Source organism: Variovorax nivicola (assembly GCF_051216475.1).
GTDB lineage: Bacteria > Pseudomonadota > Gammaproteobacteria > Burkholderiales > Burkholderiaceae_C > Variovorax.
On sequence record NZ_JBPJZK010000001.1, the window covers coordinates 1,073,189 to 1,086,589 of the forward strand.

Genomic DNA, 13,401 nt, shown 5'->3' on the forward strand with positions numbered 1-13,401 from the left:
CCGCCGTAGCGGGTTGTCAGCGAAGGACTTCGGTCTGATGAGCGTCAGGGCTTGTCGCGTTCGGCCCGTAGCCACTTCAGCCTGCGCTCCGCTTCGCCAGGAGGGATCTGGTCCTCGGCCTCCAGTCTCTTGAGCCTTCGCTCATCCGCGCGATTCAATGCATCCTTCAGGAGGGCCATCTTGCGCTCCCGGCAAGGGCTGCATTCGTAGAAGCTCGTCGGACTCCCCGTGAGCTTCATCTTTGCGTCGTACTCAAGGGCAAGAGCTCGCCCATTGGGTTCGATACCCATGGCGAGGATCCTTCCGTTCTTGAATGTGACGAGGGCATCTCCTTCGCACCCTGTGGTATCGGTTCTTTCCGGGTCGTAGGCTCTCCATGAAACCCGACGCATGTGCCGCAAGACATAGAGGACGTCCTCTTCTGTCAACACGACGTCGTCGCAATTCAGAAAATCCTTGTTCTCCCATACCGTTCGGCCCGAAGGTTCCGTGATCTCCACCATTTGCACGTAAGCGATGGGGTATCGCCGATCAGCGGCCTGCGCTGAAGATGTTCCCGCTGCCACGATCAGTATCGTGGCCACGAGATTGTTGATCTTGCGCATCAAGGCCCTTTGCGCGCTGAACGCGCCTTCTGCAGCAGAAGTTCCGCTTCAGTGGAAGAAATCCGTCCTTGCGCCACCAGCTTCTTGAGCCTGCGCTCATCGGCTCGATCGAAAGCGTCCTGAAGAAGGACCATCTTGCGCTTCCTGCACGGATCGCACTCAAAGTAGCTTTCAGGAACACCGGTAGGTTCGAGTTTGGCGTTCGCTTCGAAGATGTTGATCCTCCCCGTGGGCTCGACTCCGATGACGATGATCTTTCCATTTCTGAAAGTGACGGAAGCACCACCTGAACACCCCGTCCTCTCCGTCTCCTCGCTGAAAAATGCCTTCTCTGTGACCCTGCGTATGTGCCGCAGTGCATATCGCACATCCTCTTCGGTCAGGACGACATCGGAGCAATCTAGGAGATTTTTGTCTTCCCACACAGACCCACTGGAGGGCTCGACGACTTCGATCTTCCTTACGGAATCAAGCGGGTATCGCTTGTCCGCCGCGTGAGTCGGGGCACCCATTGCGGTTGCAACCAGCGCCATCAAAAGAATGCTTACTTTGCTCATGGTGTGGGTATGGGGAGCGTCCAGTTCGCGCCTTGCGCCTCGGTACTGTTCTTTCTGCTGACATCCGGGTGACGGAACACTTCGCTCGTTGCGAGTTGCATTGAGCTCTGGAGCACATGAACGAGCCACGAAAGCGCCTGGTTCTGAGCTGCTGTTGGAGTGGGAAAGACACCGGCGTCTCCCCGCAGTCTTTCCAGAGGCATTTTTCTTTGCTTGAGAGTCGGGTTGAATCCCTCCGGCAATCTTGCTCTTCCCACCATTTCGATTCCTATGGCTTCCATATTGCTCGGATAGCGGTCTCCTGGCGCTCTACGCATCTCGATCCGATGCATCGCCGTTGCCCCAACCTTTTCTGGAAAGTCACTTAGGGTGCACTTTGGTATCACCAGACATCGCGCCTGCAACGGCCCCACATGATTCGTACGCTGATAGATCGCCGCCGTCTGATAAATGGTCCCATCCTTGTCGATAAGAAAGTGCGCGCCGTTCGCCTTCGGCTGCTTGTAGCTGTTCAATGAAGACGCCGAAGTATCGGCGTCGGTCTGGTGCACGACGATGCCGGTGATTGCTCCGACCCGTTTCCCTCGTTCAATCTGTGGACTGCGAGCATGCCTGACTCGCGCGTGACTGATCATTCCGTGTTCGTCAATTTCAACGAGCATGGGGTTCCTCCCTGATGTGTTTGCTTGATTACCGACTCTTCGCGAGGTGTGTCCGTGCATCGATGAACAACACGGATCACGACCTCGCGGCGCATGCTATGGCGAGGTATTCAAAAGGGAGGAGGAGCTTTAAAAGATTCGATCGATTCCCGAAATTCAGCACAGTCAACGAATGGATGGCCTGTAGACCCCTGCAAACACACTGCCCAGAAACGAAAAAACCCGACGCCATAACAGCGCCGGGTTGTCGCAGATGCCCGAGGGTCCGTCAGAGCTTCGCGATCGAAACCTCGGTCGACTTCACGAGCGCGACCACGTCGGAGCCCACCTTCAGTTGCAGCTCGTCGACCGAGCGCGTGGTGATGACCGAGGTGACGATGCCCCAGGCGGTTTCGACATCGACTTCGGAGACGACGTCGCCGCGGATGATTTCGCGGACCTTGCCCTTGAACTGGTTGCGCACGTTGATGGCTTGGATGGACATGATGGTTTCTCTTTCAGGGTTGAAGCAGGAATGGATGAATGATTGGGTCGGGTCGTCAGACGATCTCGGCCACGTCGTCGAACGCCAGCCGCGGCCCGCGTTCGAAAGTGCCGGCGTGGTCGGCCACGCCGAGGTTGACGAGGAAGTTGGCGCGGTAGCGCCCGTCTGGGAAGAACGCCTTGTCGACCAGGTCCGCGTTGAAGCCCGATTGCGGCCCCGCGTCGAGCCCCAGCGAGCGCGCCGCCAGGATCAGGTAGGCGCCCTGCAGGCTACTGTTGCGGAAGGCCGTGGCCTGTGCGGCTTCGGCACTCTTCTCGAAGAAGGGCTTGGCGTCGTAGGCCGGAAACTGCGTGGGCAGGTGCTCGTAGAAGCGCGTGTCGTGCGCCACGATCACCGTGACGCCGGCCGCCAGCGTTTGCGCCGTGTTGCCAGAAGACACGGCCGGCTTCAGCTTCGCCTTGGCTTCTTCGCTTCGCACGAACACGTAGCGCGCCGGCTGGGCGTTGTAGGCGGTCGGGCCCCACTTCAGCAGGTCGTAGAGCTTGTGGATCAGCTCGTCGGTCACGGGCACGGGCTTGAAGGCGTGCACGGTGCGGGCCTTGCGGAACAGCTGGTCCAGCGCGGCTTCGGGAATGGATTGCAGTGTGGTCATTTCTTCAAAAGGTCTTTCAGTTCGATGCGGCTGCAAGGGCCTGATCGAGGTCGGCGATCAGGTCATCGATGTGCTCGATGCCGACCGACAGGCGCACCGTGTCTTCGGTCACGCCGGCCTTGGCCAGCTCTTCGGGCGACAACTGCCGGTGCGTGGTCGAAGCGGGGTGTGTGGCCAGCGAGCGCACGTCGCCGATGTTCACGAGGCGCGTGAAGAGCTTCAGCGCATCGAGGAACTTCGCCCCACCCTCGCGACCCGCGCCGATGCCGAAGGTCAGCACGCCGCTGGAGCGGCCGCCGAAGTATTTCTTCGCCAGCGGGTAGTCGGGGTGGTCTTCGAGCGCCGCGTAGTTCACCCAGTTCACGGCCTTGCTCTGCTTCAAGTGCTGCGCCACCGCGAGTGCGTTGCTGCTGATGCGGTCCATGCGCAGTGCCAGCGTCTCGATGCCCTGCAGGATCAGGAAGGCGTTGAACGGCGAGATGGCCGCGCCGGTATTGCGCAGCGGCACCACGCGCGCACGGCCGATGTAGGCGGCCGGGCCCAGCGCCTCGGTGTAGACCACGCCGTGGTAGCTCACGTCGGGCTCGTTCAGGCGCCTGAAGCGCTGCTTGTGCTCGGCCCACGGGAACTTGCCCGAATCGACGATGGCGCCGCCGATGCTGGTGCCGTGGCCGCCCAGGTACTTGGTGAGCGAATGCACCACGATGTCGGCGCCGTGCTCGATGGGCCGGCTCAGGTAGGGCGAAGGCACTGTGTTGTCGACGATCAGCGGCACGCCATGGCGGTGCGCGATCTCGGCGATGGCCGCGATGTCGGTCACGTTGCCCGCCGGGTTGCCGAGCGATTCGACGAACACCGCCTTGGTCTTCTCGTCGAACAGCCTCTCGAAGCTCGTCGGATCGCGGTGGTCCGCAAAGCGCGTGGTAATGCCGAACTGCGGCAGCGTATGGGCGAACAGGTTGTAGGTGCCGCCATACAACGCGGTGCTGCTGATGATGTTGTCGCCGGCCTCGGCGATGGTCTGGATCGCGTAGGTCACGGCCGCCTGGCCCGAGGCCAGCGCCAGCGCCGCGATGCCGCCTTCGAGCGCGGCCACGCGCTGCTCCAGCACGTCCTGCGTCGGGTTGTTGATGCGGGTGTAGATGTTGCCCGGCACCTTCAGGTCGAACAGGTCGGCGCCGTGCTGCGCGCTGTCGAAGGCGTAGGCCACCGTCTGGTAGATCGGCGGCGCGACCGCGCGGGTGGTCGGTTCGGGCGAGTAGCCGGCGTGCACCGACAGGGTTTCGAATTTCCAGTTCTGCGACATGCGACTGCCTTTCAAAGGGGCGGATGGATGAAAGAAGCTCAGATCGCCCAGCGCAGTGCGTGCGCGGGGGTGCTTAGCCAGCTTGCGTCGGTGCTCTCTGGCGCGGTGTCTTCCGGCTTCTGCAGCACCCTGTCGAGGATTCGTTTTTCAATGGCCGCGAAGGCCGGGTCGCCCTGCGAGCGCGGGCGGGCCAGCGCGATGTTCTCGTCGAGCGCGATGCGGCCGTCTTCGATGAGGATCACGCGGTCGGCCAGCGCCACGGCCTCCTGCACGTCGTGCGTCACCAGCAGCGCGGTGAAGCGGTGGCGCTGCCACAGGTTCTCGATGAGGCGGTGCATCTCGATGCGCGTCAGCGCATCCAGCGCGCCCAGCGGCTCGTCGAGCAGCAGCAGGCGTGGGTGGTGCACCAGCGCACGGGCCAGCGCCACGCGTTGGCGCTGCCCACCCGACAGGCGCGCCGGCCATTCGTTCTCGCGATCAGCCAGGCCGACCTGCGCCAGCACTTCCTTGCCGCGCGCCTTGGCATCGTTGGGCAGGCCCAGCGTCACGTTGTCGAGCACGCGCCGCCATGGCAGCAGGCGCGCCTCCTGGAACATGATTCGGGTGTCGTCGTGCAGGCCATGAACGGCCTTGCCGTCGGTGTACAGCCCGCCGTCGCTCGGCTCCTCCAGACCCGCGATGAGCCGCAGCAGCGTGCTCTTGCCGCAGCCGCTGCGCCCCACGATGGCGATGAACTGGCCCGGCTCGATGGTCAGGCGCGTGTTGCGCAGCACTTCGCGCGCGCCGTAGCGCTTGTGCAGGCCGCGCGCCTCGAGGCGCACGCCGCCGGCGATGATGGCCTGGGGTTGGATGTCTTTCAGGACGGCACTCATTGGCTTCAGGCTCCGGGTTTGAACAGCGCCACGTTCAGCGCATCGATTTTTCGGGGGAGCAGCTTTTCCGTGAAGAAGGCATCGGCGATGCGCTGCTGCTCGGTCAGGGCCTCGGCCACGACCGGGCGCACCGCGTAGCTGCGGCGGGCGTTGGCCTGCTCGATGGTCGCGGCGTCGAGGCCCCAAACGGGCGACAGCAACGCGGCCGCTTCCTTCGGGTTCTGCTTGACCCACTTGCCCGTCTTCTCGAGCTCGACATAGATCACACGCAGCACATCGGGCCGCGCCTTCGCGAACTTGGTGCTCGCAAGGTAGTAGCGCTGGTACGAGGCGATGCCCGCACCATCGGCCAGCACGCGCACCTTCGACTGGCGCTGTGCGGCGGCAAGGAACGGGTCCCACACCACCCAGGCGTCGATGGCGCCCTTCTCGAAGGCGGCACGACCATCGGCCGGCGTGAGGTAAGCGGGTTCGATGTCCTTGAACGACAGGCCGGCCTTGTCGAGTGCGGCGATCAGCAGGTAGTGCGCGCCGGCCGCTTTCGCGAAGCCGATCTTCTTGCCTTTCAGATCGGCCACGGTCTTGATCGACGAATCTTCGCGCACCACGATGGCCTGTGCGGCGGGCGACGGCGCTTCCTGTGCGATGAAGGTCAGGTCTGCTCCGGCGGCTTGCGCGAACACCGGCACGGTGTCGGCCACGTCGGCGCTGATGTCGAGGTTGTCGAGGTTCAGCGCTTCGAGCAGCGGCAGGCCGCTGGTGAACTCGTGCCAGCTCAGCGTGACGTTGAGCGGCGCGAGTTGCTTTTCGAGCGCGCCCTGCGCCTTGAGCACGGCGATCAGGGTCGACGACTTCTGGTAGCCGAGCCGAACGGTCGCTGGCCGGGCGGCCACGCCTTGCGCGAGCACCGCACTGGCGCCGAACGCGCCCAGCGTGGCGATGACGGTGCGACGGGAAGCATGGAATTGCGTCATGCCCCTGCCCTCACTTCGCCTTCTTCTGGTAGCCCGGGTGCCACCGCAGCCACCATTGCTCCAGTCCGCGCGCGAACAGATCGGCCAGCTTGCCGAGCAACGCGTAAAGCAGGATGCCCACCAGCACGATGTCGGTCTGCAGGAACTCGCGGGCGTTCATCGTCAGGTAGCCGATGCCGGCCTGCGCCGAGATGGTCTCCGCCACGATCAGGATCACCCACATCAGGCCCAGCGAAAAACGCAGTCCCACGAGGATCGACGACAGCGCGCCCGGCAGGATCACCTCGCGGTACAGCTGCCAGCGCGACAAGCCGTAGGTGCGGCCCATCTCGATCAGCTGCGGATCAACGTTGCGGATGCCGTGGAAGGTGTTCAGGTAGATCGGGAAGAACACCGACACCGAGATCAAAAACAGCTTGGCCGATTCATCGATGCCGAACCACAGGATCACCAGCGGAATCAGCGCCAGCGCCGGGATGTTGCGCACCATCTGGATGGTGGAGTCGAGCAGCGTCTCGGCGAACTTCACCGAGCCCGTCAGCAGGCCCAGCAACAGCCCCGCCCCGCCGCCGATGGCCAGCCCCGCGAGCGCACGGCCCGCGCTGACCTTCACGTGCGTCCACAACTCGCCCGACACCGTGAGGCTCCACGCAGCCTTGACCACATCGACCGGCGCGGGCAGCACGCGCGTGCTGAGCCAGCCCAGCGACGACGCGATCTGCCAGAAGACGATGAGCCCGACCGGCACGAGCCACGGCACCAGCCGCCCGGCGACGTTGGCAGCGAAGCTCTTGAACGCGTTGCCTGTGTTGTTCTCGGTGGGTGCCACGGCCGGCAGCTCCTGAACTTGTTCAGTCATGGCGGTCTTTCAGCTTTGGGAAACGAGGCGCGAAGGCGCGTCGAGATTGGCGACGACCTCGCCGAAGGGGCCGCTGAGCGAGCCGCCCGCCAGGCGCGTCTGCGCCTTGCGCGAGAGCAGCGGGAACACCAGTTCGGCGAAGCGGTAGGCCTCTTCGAGGTGCGGGTAGCCCGAGAGAATGAACTTGTCGAGACCCAGCGCCGCGTACTCCTCGATGCGCGCCGCAACGGTCTTCGGGTCGCCCACCAGCGCCGTGCCGGCACCGCCGCGCACTAGGCCCACACCAGCCCAGAGGTTCGGCGCGATTTCAAGCTCGGCGCGCGAGCGCTTCGCGCCGCCCGCATGCAGCGCGGCCATGCGGCGCTGGCCTTCGGAATCCATGCGCGCGAAGGCGGCCTGCGCACGGATGACGGTCTCGTCGTCCACGCGGCTGATCAGTTCTTCGGCCGCCTTCCACGCTGCGTCTTCGGTCTCGCGCACGATCACGTGCAGCCGAATGCCGAACTCGACCTTGCGGCCCTGGCGCTCAGCGCGGGCGCGCACGTCAGCAATCTTCTTCGCGACTTCCGCAGGCGGCTCGCCCCAGGTGAGATACGCATCGACCTGCTCCGCGGCGAGGTCGTGCGCGGCGGCGGAAGAGCCACCGAACCACACAGGCGGATACGGCTTCTGCACCGGCGGGTACAGCAGCTTGGCGCCCTTCACGCTCAGGTGCTTGCCTTCGAAGTCGAAAGCCTGTCCGTCGTGGCTGCGCGCGATGATCTCGCGCCAGATGCGGATGAACTCGGCCGACTGTTCGTAGCGCGACGCATGGTCGAGGTACACGCCGTCGCCTTCGAGCTCGGCCTGGTCACCACCCGTCACGAGGTTCACGAGCAGGCGCCCGCCCGAGAGGCGGTCGAAGGTCGCGGCCATGCGCGCGGCCAGGCTGGGCTGGTGCAGGCCGGGGCGCACCGCCACCAGGAACTTGAGCTTCTTCGTCGCGCCGATCAGGCTCGACGCGATGACCCACGGGTCTTCGCACGAGCGGCCCGTTGGAATGAGCACGCCTTCGTAGCCGAGGTTGTCGGCCGCGCCGGCAATCTGCTGCAGATAGGCCAGGTCGATGGGGCGTGCGCCCTCGCTCGTGCCGAGGTAGCGGCTATCGCCGTGCGTGGGGAGGAACCAGAAGATCTGCATCACGCGATCCCCGCGCCGGCGGCTTCGAGCAGGTTGATCTTTTTCGGGATCAGCTTGAGCGCAAAGAATGTGTCGGCAATCTGTTGCTGCTCGGCCAGGATGGCCTTGGTGATGGGCGTGGTGCCGTAGTCCACCCGGCCCACGGACAAGTCGGCCACCGGCTTCGGCAGGCCCCAGAGCGTGGCCAGCTCGGCCGCGTAGTCGCTCTTGTTGGCCGCGCCCCAGACGTCGATCTTGTTGATCTCCTCAACCGCGATGGCCAGCACGTCGGCGTTCTTCGCCACGTAGTCGAGCGACGAGAAGTAGTAGCCGCGGTTGCCGACCACACCGGTGGCATCGGCCAGCACGCGCGCGTCGAGCGACTTTTCGGCGGCGGCAAGGAACGGGTCCCAGATGACCCAGGCGTCGACCGAGCCCTTCTCGAAGGCGGCACGCGCATCGGCTGGCGGCAGGTAGACCAGGTTCAGGTCGGTGTACGACAGGCCGTGCTTTTCGGCCAGCTTGACGATGAGGTAATGGACGTTCGAGCCCTTGTTGAGCGCGATCTTCTTGCCCTTCAGATCGACCACCGTCTTGATGGCCGAGCCCTTGGGCACGATCACCGCTTCCGCGCGCGGACGCGGCACTGTCGCGGCCACATAGGCCAACGGCGCACCGGCTGCCTGCGCGAAGATGGGCGGCGCCTCGCCCACGTCACCGAAGTCGATGGAGCCGACGTTCAGTGCTTCAAGCTGCACGGGGCCGGCGGTGAACTCGGTCCACTTCACGGTTACGCCGAGGGGGGCGAGCCGCTTCTCGAGCGTGCCGCGGCCTTTGAGGACGCTCAGCGGCCCCTTCTGGTTGCCGATGCGGAGCTGGCGTGCGGGCGCCTGTGCCAGCGCTGCGAACGACGGCAGTACGACGGCGGCAGCGACGCCCTGGATCAGGCGACGTCGAGGTGCGGAAATCAATGTCATGGCAATGCTTGGGTATGGATGTGCCGCGCGGTCAGGCGGCGGCAATGAAACTCACGATCAGCGCGATGGCGCTGACGACGATGACGCTCACGGCAAGATCGCCCAGCGCGTGCCAGAGGGAGCGCGGCGAGGTGTCGAGCACGGAGTCTTCAGTGGCAACGGGAGTCATGCGTGGATTCCTTGGTCTGCAAAAAACGTCGGGCAAAAGCTGTCCCGCACCGCGCGCAGGCGGCTTTCAAGAACGGGAATGAGGGATGAGATCTGGGCAAGCCGGGCTCGCGACGAGCCCGTGCTTTCAGACGCTACATCGCACGCGAGAAAACGGGACCGGCTCGAAACCGTGCGTCGCCGGCAGCTTCAGGCCCTCGGTGGCCAGCACCTCGACGGCCTCGTTGAGTCGCTCAGCCAGGTCGTTGTGCACCTGGTAGGCGTTCTCGGGCGTCAGCGCAATCTGCGATTCGCTGGCATACACGCCCGGCAGGATGTGGCGCGCTGACAGCGACTGCAGCACGGGGCGCAATGCGTAGTCGAGCGCGAGCATGTGGTGTGGGCTGCCGCCGGTGGCCAGCGGCAGCACCGTCTTGCCCTTCAGCGCGTTCTGCGAGAGCAGGTCCAGAAAGACCTTGAGCAGGCCGCTGTAGGCCGCCTTGTAGACCGGCGTGGCCACCACGATCACGCGGGCCGCCGCCACCTGGGCAATGGCGCGCTCGATGGCCGGGTTGTTCCACTCGGCCAACAGCAACGCCTGCGCCGGCAACTCGCGAATGGCGAGCCGCTCGATCCGCGCGTGGCGCTGGGCCAGCCGCTCGCCCACCGAGTCGAGCAAGGCGGTGGAGCGGGACGGGGCCGTGGGGCTGCCGGCAATCAGGAGAACGGACACGGGAGGCTTTCTGTTTTCTTCTTCAATCAGGAATTCAGGGCGAGCCGGGCCACGGCGCCAGTCGAACTGGCGCCATGCACTGCCGGCTGGCTGGCGGCCTGGCTTACTTCTGCTTTGCGGTGTAGATCTGGTCGAAGGAGCCGCCGTCTGCAAAGTGCTCCTTGTCAGCCTTCGCCCAGCCGCCGAAGGCCTGGTCGATGGTCACCAGCGTCAGCTTGGGGAACTGCTTGTCGTACTTGGCCTTTGCCTTGTCAGACGTCGGGCGGTAGAAGTTGCGGCCCGCGATGTCCTGGCCTTCGTCCGAGTACAGGTACTTCAGGTATTCCTCGGCCACGGCGCGCGTGCCCTTTTTGTCGACGACCTTGTCGACCACGGCCACGCTGGGCTCAGCCAGGATGGAAATGGAGGGCACCACGATCTCGAACTTCTCGGGGCCGAATTCCTTCAGCGCCAGGAAGGCTTCGTTCTCCCAGGCTAGCAGCACGTCGCCCACGCCGCGTTGCACGAAGGTGATGGTGGAGCCGCGCGCGCCGGTGTCGAGCACGGGCACGTTCTTGAACAGGTTGCCGATGTATTCCTTGGCCTTGGCATCGCCGCCGTACTTGCGCTTGGCAAATTCCCACGCGGCCAGGTAGTTCCAGCGGGCGCCGCCCGAGGTCTTGGGGTTGGGGGTGATCACCTGCACGCCGGGCTTGGTCAGGTCGTCCCAGTCCTTCAGGCCCTTGGGGTTGCCCTTCTTCACCAGGAACACAATGGTCGAGGTGTAGGGAGCGGAGTTGTGCGGCAGGCGCTTCTGCCAGTCGGCCTTGACGAGGCCACCGTGCGTGACGAGTGCATCGACGTCGCCGCCCAGCGCCAGCGTGGCCACGTCGGCGTCGATGCCGTCGATGATCGAGCGAGCCTGCTTGCCCGAGCCGCCATGCGACTGCTTGACCGTCACGTCCTGGCCGGTCTTGGCCTTCCAGTACTTAGCGAAGGCCTGGTTGTAGTCAACATACAGCTCGCGCGTCGGGTCATACGACACGTTCAGCAGCGTCACGGGGGCTACGCCGCCCTGGGCAAACGTCGGCAATGCCGACAGGGCCATGGCACCGGCCACGCCGGCACCCAGGGAAAGCTTGATAAAGTCGCGGCGGAGGCTCATGGTGTCTTGCTCTGAAAAGGCATATCAATGAAGCTGCGTATTCTCAATACGACATATAGAAACTGGAACGACCAAGTTTTCAGTTCTAAATAGCCAAATCAACTAAGCAACCGCTTTCCCCACTTTTCCCGTTCAAAGGCAATCGAAATGGCACGCATGGTTCAGTGCATCAAGCTCGGCAAAGAGGCCGAAGGGCTCGACTTCCCGCCCTACCCAGGCGAGCTGGGCAAGCGCCTCTGGGAAAACGTCAGCAAGGAAGCCTGGGCCGCCTGGCTCAAGCAGCAGACCATGCTGGTCAATGAAAACCGGCTGAATCTGGCCGATCTGCGCGCCCGCCAGTACCTGGCGCGGCAGATGGAAAAGCACTTTTTCGGCGAAGGCGCCGACGTGGCGCAAGGCTACGTACCCCCCTCGAACTGAGCCCGTCTTGGCCGCCGAGCCCGTCGCCTGGCGCGCCGACGGCGTGCCGCACAGCGAGCGCTTCGACGACATCTATCACACCGAAACCGGAGCACTGGCGCAGTCGCGCCATGTGTTTCTGGGCGGCTGCGGGCTGCCTGAGGCCTGGATCGGACAGCAGCAATGGCTGATTCTCGAAACCGGCTTCGGCCTTGGCCTCAATTTCCTGACAACTTGGCAGGCTTGGCGTGCAGACGCCGAGCGGCCACGGATGCTGCACTTCGTCTCGATCGAGGCGCACCCGGTTTCGGCTGACGATCTGCTGCGCGCGGCCGGGGCGTATCCCGAACTGGCCTCCCTCGCTCGCGAGCTGGCCGCGCAGTGGCACGGGCTGCTGCCGGGCTTCCACCGGTTGGCCTTTGACGAAGGCCGCGTGCTGCTCACCCTCTGCATCGGCGACGTGCAGCCGATGCTGCGCGCCCAGCGCTTCGAGGCCGACAGCATCTTTCTAGACGGCTTCAGCCCGCAGCAGAACCCTGCCATGTGGTCGGAAGACACGCTCAAGGCCGTGTCGCGCTTTGCGCGGCAGGGCACGCGCATAGCCACCTGGACGATCGCGCGGACGGTGCGCGACGCGCTCAAGCAGTTCGGGTTCTCGGTCGAAAAAGACCAGGGCCTGCCGCCCAAGCGCGATTGCCTGCGCGGCGTGTTCGCGCCCGCCTGGACGGTGCGCCGCCGCGGCCCCGCGCCCGAGCGCATCGACACGCCGGGCCGCTGCGCTGTCATCGGCGCTGGGCTTGCGGGCGCGGCCGTGGCGGCGAGCCTTGCGCGGCGCGGATGGCAGGTCACCGTGCTGGATGCCGCCGACTGGCCCGCTTCAGGCGCTTCCGGGCTGCCGGTGGGCATGCTCGCGCCGCATGTGTCGCCCGACGATGCGCTGCTGTCGCGCCTCACGCGGGTCGGCATCCGCGCCACGTGGACCGAGCTGACGCGGCTGCTGGAAGAAGGCCGCGACTGGCGCGCCACCGGCGTGCTGGAGCGCCGGCCCGATGGCGATACGCGCGTGCCGACTGGCTGGAGCGACAGCGGCCCTAACGAATCATGGCCCGCGAACGCCGGGCAATTGGCGGCTCTTGGACTGTCGAGCGATGCGCCCGCCCTCTGGCACGCACGAGCCGCCTGGGTGCGGCCGCACCGGCTGATCGCCGCATGGTTGCGCCAACCAGGTGTCGAGTTTCGTGGTGGCTGCAAGGTAGAGCGTCTGACTCGGGACGCGAACGGCTGGCAGCTGTTCGACCCAGCCGGTCAGTTGCGGATCGACGTCGACCGCGTGGTGATCGCCGCAGGTTTCGAATCGGGCCGATTCGCGCCCGGGCTCCCTTTGCAGCCGGTACGCGGCCAAGTCGCCTGGGGCCACATGACCGACGGCCTCGAATTGCCCGCCACGCCCCTCAACGGCGACGGTCATCTGGTCGCGCACGTGCCCGATGCCGAAGGCGCCCCGATCTGGCTGGCCGGCGCGACCTTCGACCGCGACAGCACGGACCTCGCCCCCACCGAAGCAGACAGCGACGCCAACCGCGGGCGCCTTGCGCGGCTGCACCCTGCCGCGGCCTCCGCGCTGGCCCCTTCGTTCGCACACGGCCAAGTCAACGCCTGGGTCGGCATCCGCTGCGCCTCGGGTGACCGGCGTCCGCTGGTCGGCCCGCTCGACGGCGATGCTGGCGGCCTCTGGGCCTGCACCGCGCTGGGCTCGCGCGGCCTGAGCTTTGCCGCGCTGTGCGCAGAACTGCTGGCCGCGCAATGGCACGCCGAGCCGCTGCCCTTGCCGGCCACGCTGGCCAAGGCACTCGGCACGCAGCGACTCTGAAT

The 13,401-nt window shown here is 65.2% G+C and carries 16 protein-coding genes; 2 read left to right on the forward strand and 14 right to left on the reverse strand.

Annotated elements, in window-relative coordinates:
* Positions 1–44: 44 nt before the first annotated feature.
* From ACSFBF_RS04995 to ACSFBF_RS05060, 14 genes are all read right to left on the reverse strand, one after another.
* Complete coding sequence (locus ACSFBF_RS04995) at positions 45–605, reverse strand: hypothetical protein (protein WP_435465227.1); 561 nt, start codon at positions 603–605, stop codon at positions 45–47.
* Positions 605–1,162, reverse strand: coding sequence for a hypothetical protein (locus tag ACSFBF_RS05000; protein ID WP_435465228.1), 558 nt, complete (start codon positions 1,160–1,162; stop codon positions 605–607). The genes ACSFBF_RS04995 and ACSFBF_RS05000 overlap by 1 nt, the downstream gene beginning before the upstream one ends.
* Positions 1,159–1,824 carry a peptidoglycan recognition protein family protein gene (locus ACSFBF_RS05005; protein ID WP_435465229.1) on the reverse strand — a complete coding sequence of 222 codons (666 nt, stop codon included), beginning with the start codon at positions 1,822–1,824 and terminating at the stop codon, positions 1,159–1,161. The genes ACSFBF_RS05000 and ACSFBF_RS05005 overlap by 4 nt, the downstream gene beginning before the upstream one ends.
* Positions 1,825–2,092: 268 nt before the next feature.
* Entirely contained in the window at positions 2,093–2,308 is a 216-nt protein-coding gene (locus ACSFBF_RS05010) for a TOBE domain-containing protein (protein WP_007829250.1), read from the reverse strand.
* A 55-nt stretch (positions 2,309–2,363) separates the two neighbouring features.
* Positions 2,364–2,960 (reverse strand): malonic semialdehyde reductase, encoded by a 597-nt coding sequence (locus ACSFBF_RS05015; protein WP_435465231.1) that lies wholly within the window; start codon positions 2,958–2,960, stop codon positions 2,364–2,366.
* Positions 2,961–2,976: 16 nt separating this feature from the next.
* Complete coding sequence (locus ACSFBF_RS05020; protein WP_435465233.1) at positions 2,977–4,266, reverse strand: O-acetylhomoserine aminocarboxypropyltransferase/cysteine synthase family protein; 1,290 nt, start codon at positions 4,264–4,266, stop codon at positions 2,977–2,979.
* Between the two features lie 38 nt (positions 4,267–4,304).
* Positions 4,305–5,138: an ATP-binding cassette domain-containing protein gene (locus ACSFBF_RS05025; protein WP_435465234.1), complete on the reverse strand. Its 834-nt coding sequence runs from the start codon at positions 5,136–5,138 to the stop codon at positions 4,305–4,307.
* Between the two features lie 5 nt (positions 5,139–5,143).
* Positions 5,144–6,112, reverse strand: a complete 969-nt coding sequence (locus ACSFBF_RS05030) for an aliphatic sulfonate ABC transporter substrate-binding protein (RefSeq protein WP_435465235.1) — start codon at positions 6,110–6,112, stop codon at positions 5,144–5,146.
* Between the two features lie 10 nt (positions 6,113–6,122).
* Positions 6,123–6,971 (reverse strand): aliphatic sulfonate ABC transporter permease SsuC, encoded by an 849-nt coding sequence (gene ssuC / locus ACSFBF_RS05035; RefSeq protein ID WP_435465236.1) that lies wholly within the window; start codon positions 6,969–6,971, stop codon positions 6,123–6,125.
* Positions 6,972–6,980: 9 nt separating this feature from the next.
* The gene (ssuD, locus tag ACSFBF_RS05040) at positions 6,981–8,150 is read right to left on the reverse strand and encodes an FMNH2-dependent alkanesulfonate monooxygenase (protein ID WP_258355143.1); all 1,170 of its coding nucleotides are present in this window, start codon (positions 8,148–8,150) and stop codon (positions 6,981–6,983) included.
* On the reverse strand, positions 8,150–9,106 hold the full coding sequence (locus tag ACSFBF_RS05045; protein ID WP_435465237.1) for a sulfonate ABC transporter substrate-binding protein: 957 nt from the start codon (positions 9,104–9,106) through the stop codon (positions 8,150–8,152). The genes ssuD and ACSFBF_RS05045 overlap by 1 nt, the downstream gene beginning before the upstream one ends.
* A gap of 31 nt (positions 9,107–9,137) precedes the next feature.
* Positions 9,138–9,275 (reverse strand): hypothetical protein, encoded by a 138-nt coding sequence (locus ACSFBF_RS05050; protein WP_177142297.1) that lies wholly within the window; start codon positions 9,273–9,275, stop codon positions 9,138–9,140.
* A 126-nt stretch (positions 9,276–9,401) separates the two neighbouring features.
* Positions 9,402–9,986: an NADPH-dependent FMN reductase gene (gene ssuE, locus ACSFBF_RS05055; RefSeq protein ID WP_093054572.1), complete on the reverse strand. Its 585-nt coding sequence runs from the start codon at positions 9,984–9,986 to the stop codon at positions 9,402–9,404.
* 103 nt (positions 9,987–10,089) lie between these two features.
* Positions 10,090–11,130 (reverse strand): sulfate ABC transporter substrate-binding protein, encoded by a 1,041-nt coding sequence (locus ACSFBF_RS05060; protein WP_435465238.1) that lies wholly within the window; start codon positions 11,128–11,130, stop codon positions 10,090–10,092.
* Positions 11,131–11,277: 147 nt separating this feature from the next.
* Between ACSFBF_RS05060 and ACSFBF_RS05065 the strand changes: the two genes are divergently transcribed.
* Both ACSFBF_RS05065 and mnmC read left to right on the forward strand, forming a co-directional pair.
* Positions 11,278–11,550: an oxidative damage protection protein gene (locus ACSFBF_RS05065; RefSeq protein ID WP_012748083.1), complete on the forward strand. Its 273-nt coding sequence runs from the start codon at positions 11,278–11,280 to the stop codon at positions 11,548–11,550.
* A 7-nt stretch (positions 11,551–11,557) separates the two neighbouring features.
* On the forward strand, positions 11,558–13,399 hold the full coding sequence (mnmC, locus tag ACSFBF_RS05070) for a bifunctional tRNA (5-methylaminomethyl-2-thiouridine)(34)-methyltransferase MnmC2/FAD-dependent 5-carboxymethylaminomethyl-2-thiouridine(34) oxidoreductase MnmC1 (protein ID WP_435465240.1): 1,842 nt from the start codon (positions 11,558–11,560) through the stop codon (positions 13,397–13,399).
* Positions 13,400–13,401 lie beyond the last annotated feature (2 nt).

Coding starts and splice junctions, on each gene's coding strand:
- ACSFBF_RS04995 (WP_435465227.1), bottom strand. CDS start 605: ATGCGCAAGATCAACAATCTCGTGGCCACGATACTGATCGTGGCAGCG.
- ACSFBF_RS05000 (WP_435465228.1), bottom strand. CDS start 1,162: ATGAGCAAAGTAAGCATTCTTTTGATGGCGCTGGTTGCAACCGCAATG.
- ACSFBF_RS05005 (WP_435465229.1), bottom strand. CDS start 1,824: ATGCTCGTTGAAATTGACGAACACGGAATGATCAGTCACGCGCGAGTC.
- ACSFBF_RS05010 (WP_007829250.1), bottom strand. CDS start 2,308: ATGTCCATCCAAGCCATCAACGTGCGCAACCAGTTCAAGGGCAAGGTC.
- ACSFBF_RS05015 (WP_435465231.1), bottom strand. CDS start 2,960: ATGACCACACTGCAATCCATTCCCGAAGCCGCGCTGGACCAGCTGTTC.
- ACSFBF_RS05020 (WP_435465233.1), bottom strand. CDS start 4,266: ATGTCGCAGAACTGGAAATTCGAAACCCTGTCGGTGCACGCCGGCTAC.
- ACSFBF_RS05025 (WP_435465234.1), bottom strand. CDS start 5,138: ATGAGTGCCGTCCTGAAAGACATCCAACCCCAGGCCATCATCGCCGGC.
- ACSFBF_RS05030 (WP_435465235.1), bottom strand. CDS start 6,112: ATGACGCAATTCCATGCTTCCCGTCGCACCGTCATCGCCACGCTGGGC.
- ssuC (WP_435465236.1), bottom strand. CDS start 6,971: ATGACTGAACAAGTTCAGGAGCTGCCGGCCGTGGCACCCACCGAGAAC.
- ssuD (WP_258355143.1), bottom strand. CDS start 8,150: ATGCAGATCTTCTGGTTCCTCCCCACGCACGGCGATAGCCGCTACCTC.
- ACSFBF_RS05045 (WP_435465237.1), bottom strand. CDS start 9,106: ATGACATTGATTTCCGCACCTCGACGTCGCCTGATCCAGGGCGTCGCT.
- ACSFBF_RS05050 (WP_177142297.1), bottom strand. CDS start 9,275: ATGACTCCCGTTGCCACTGAAGACTCCGTGCTCGACACCTCGCCGCGC.
- ACSFBF_RS05060 (WP_435465238.1), bottom strand. CDS start 11,130: ATGAGCCTCCGCCGCGACTTTATCAAGCTTTCCCTGGGTGCCGGCGTG.
- ACSFBF_RS05065 (WP_012748083.1), top strand. CDS start 11,278: ATGGCACGCATGGTTCAGTGCATCAAGCTCGGCAAAGAGGCCGAAGGG.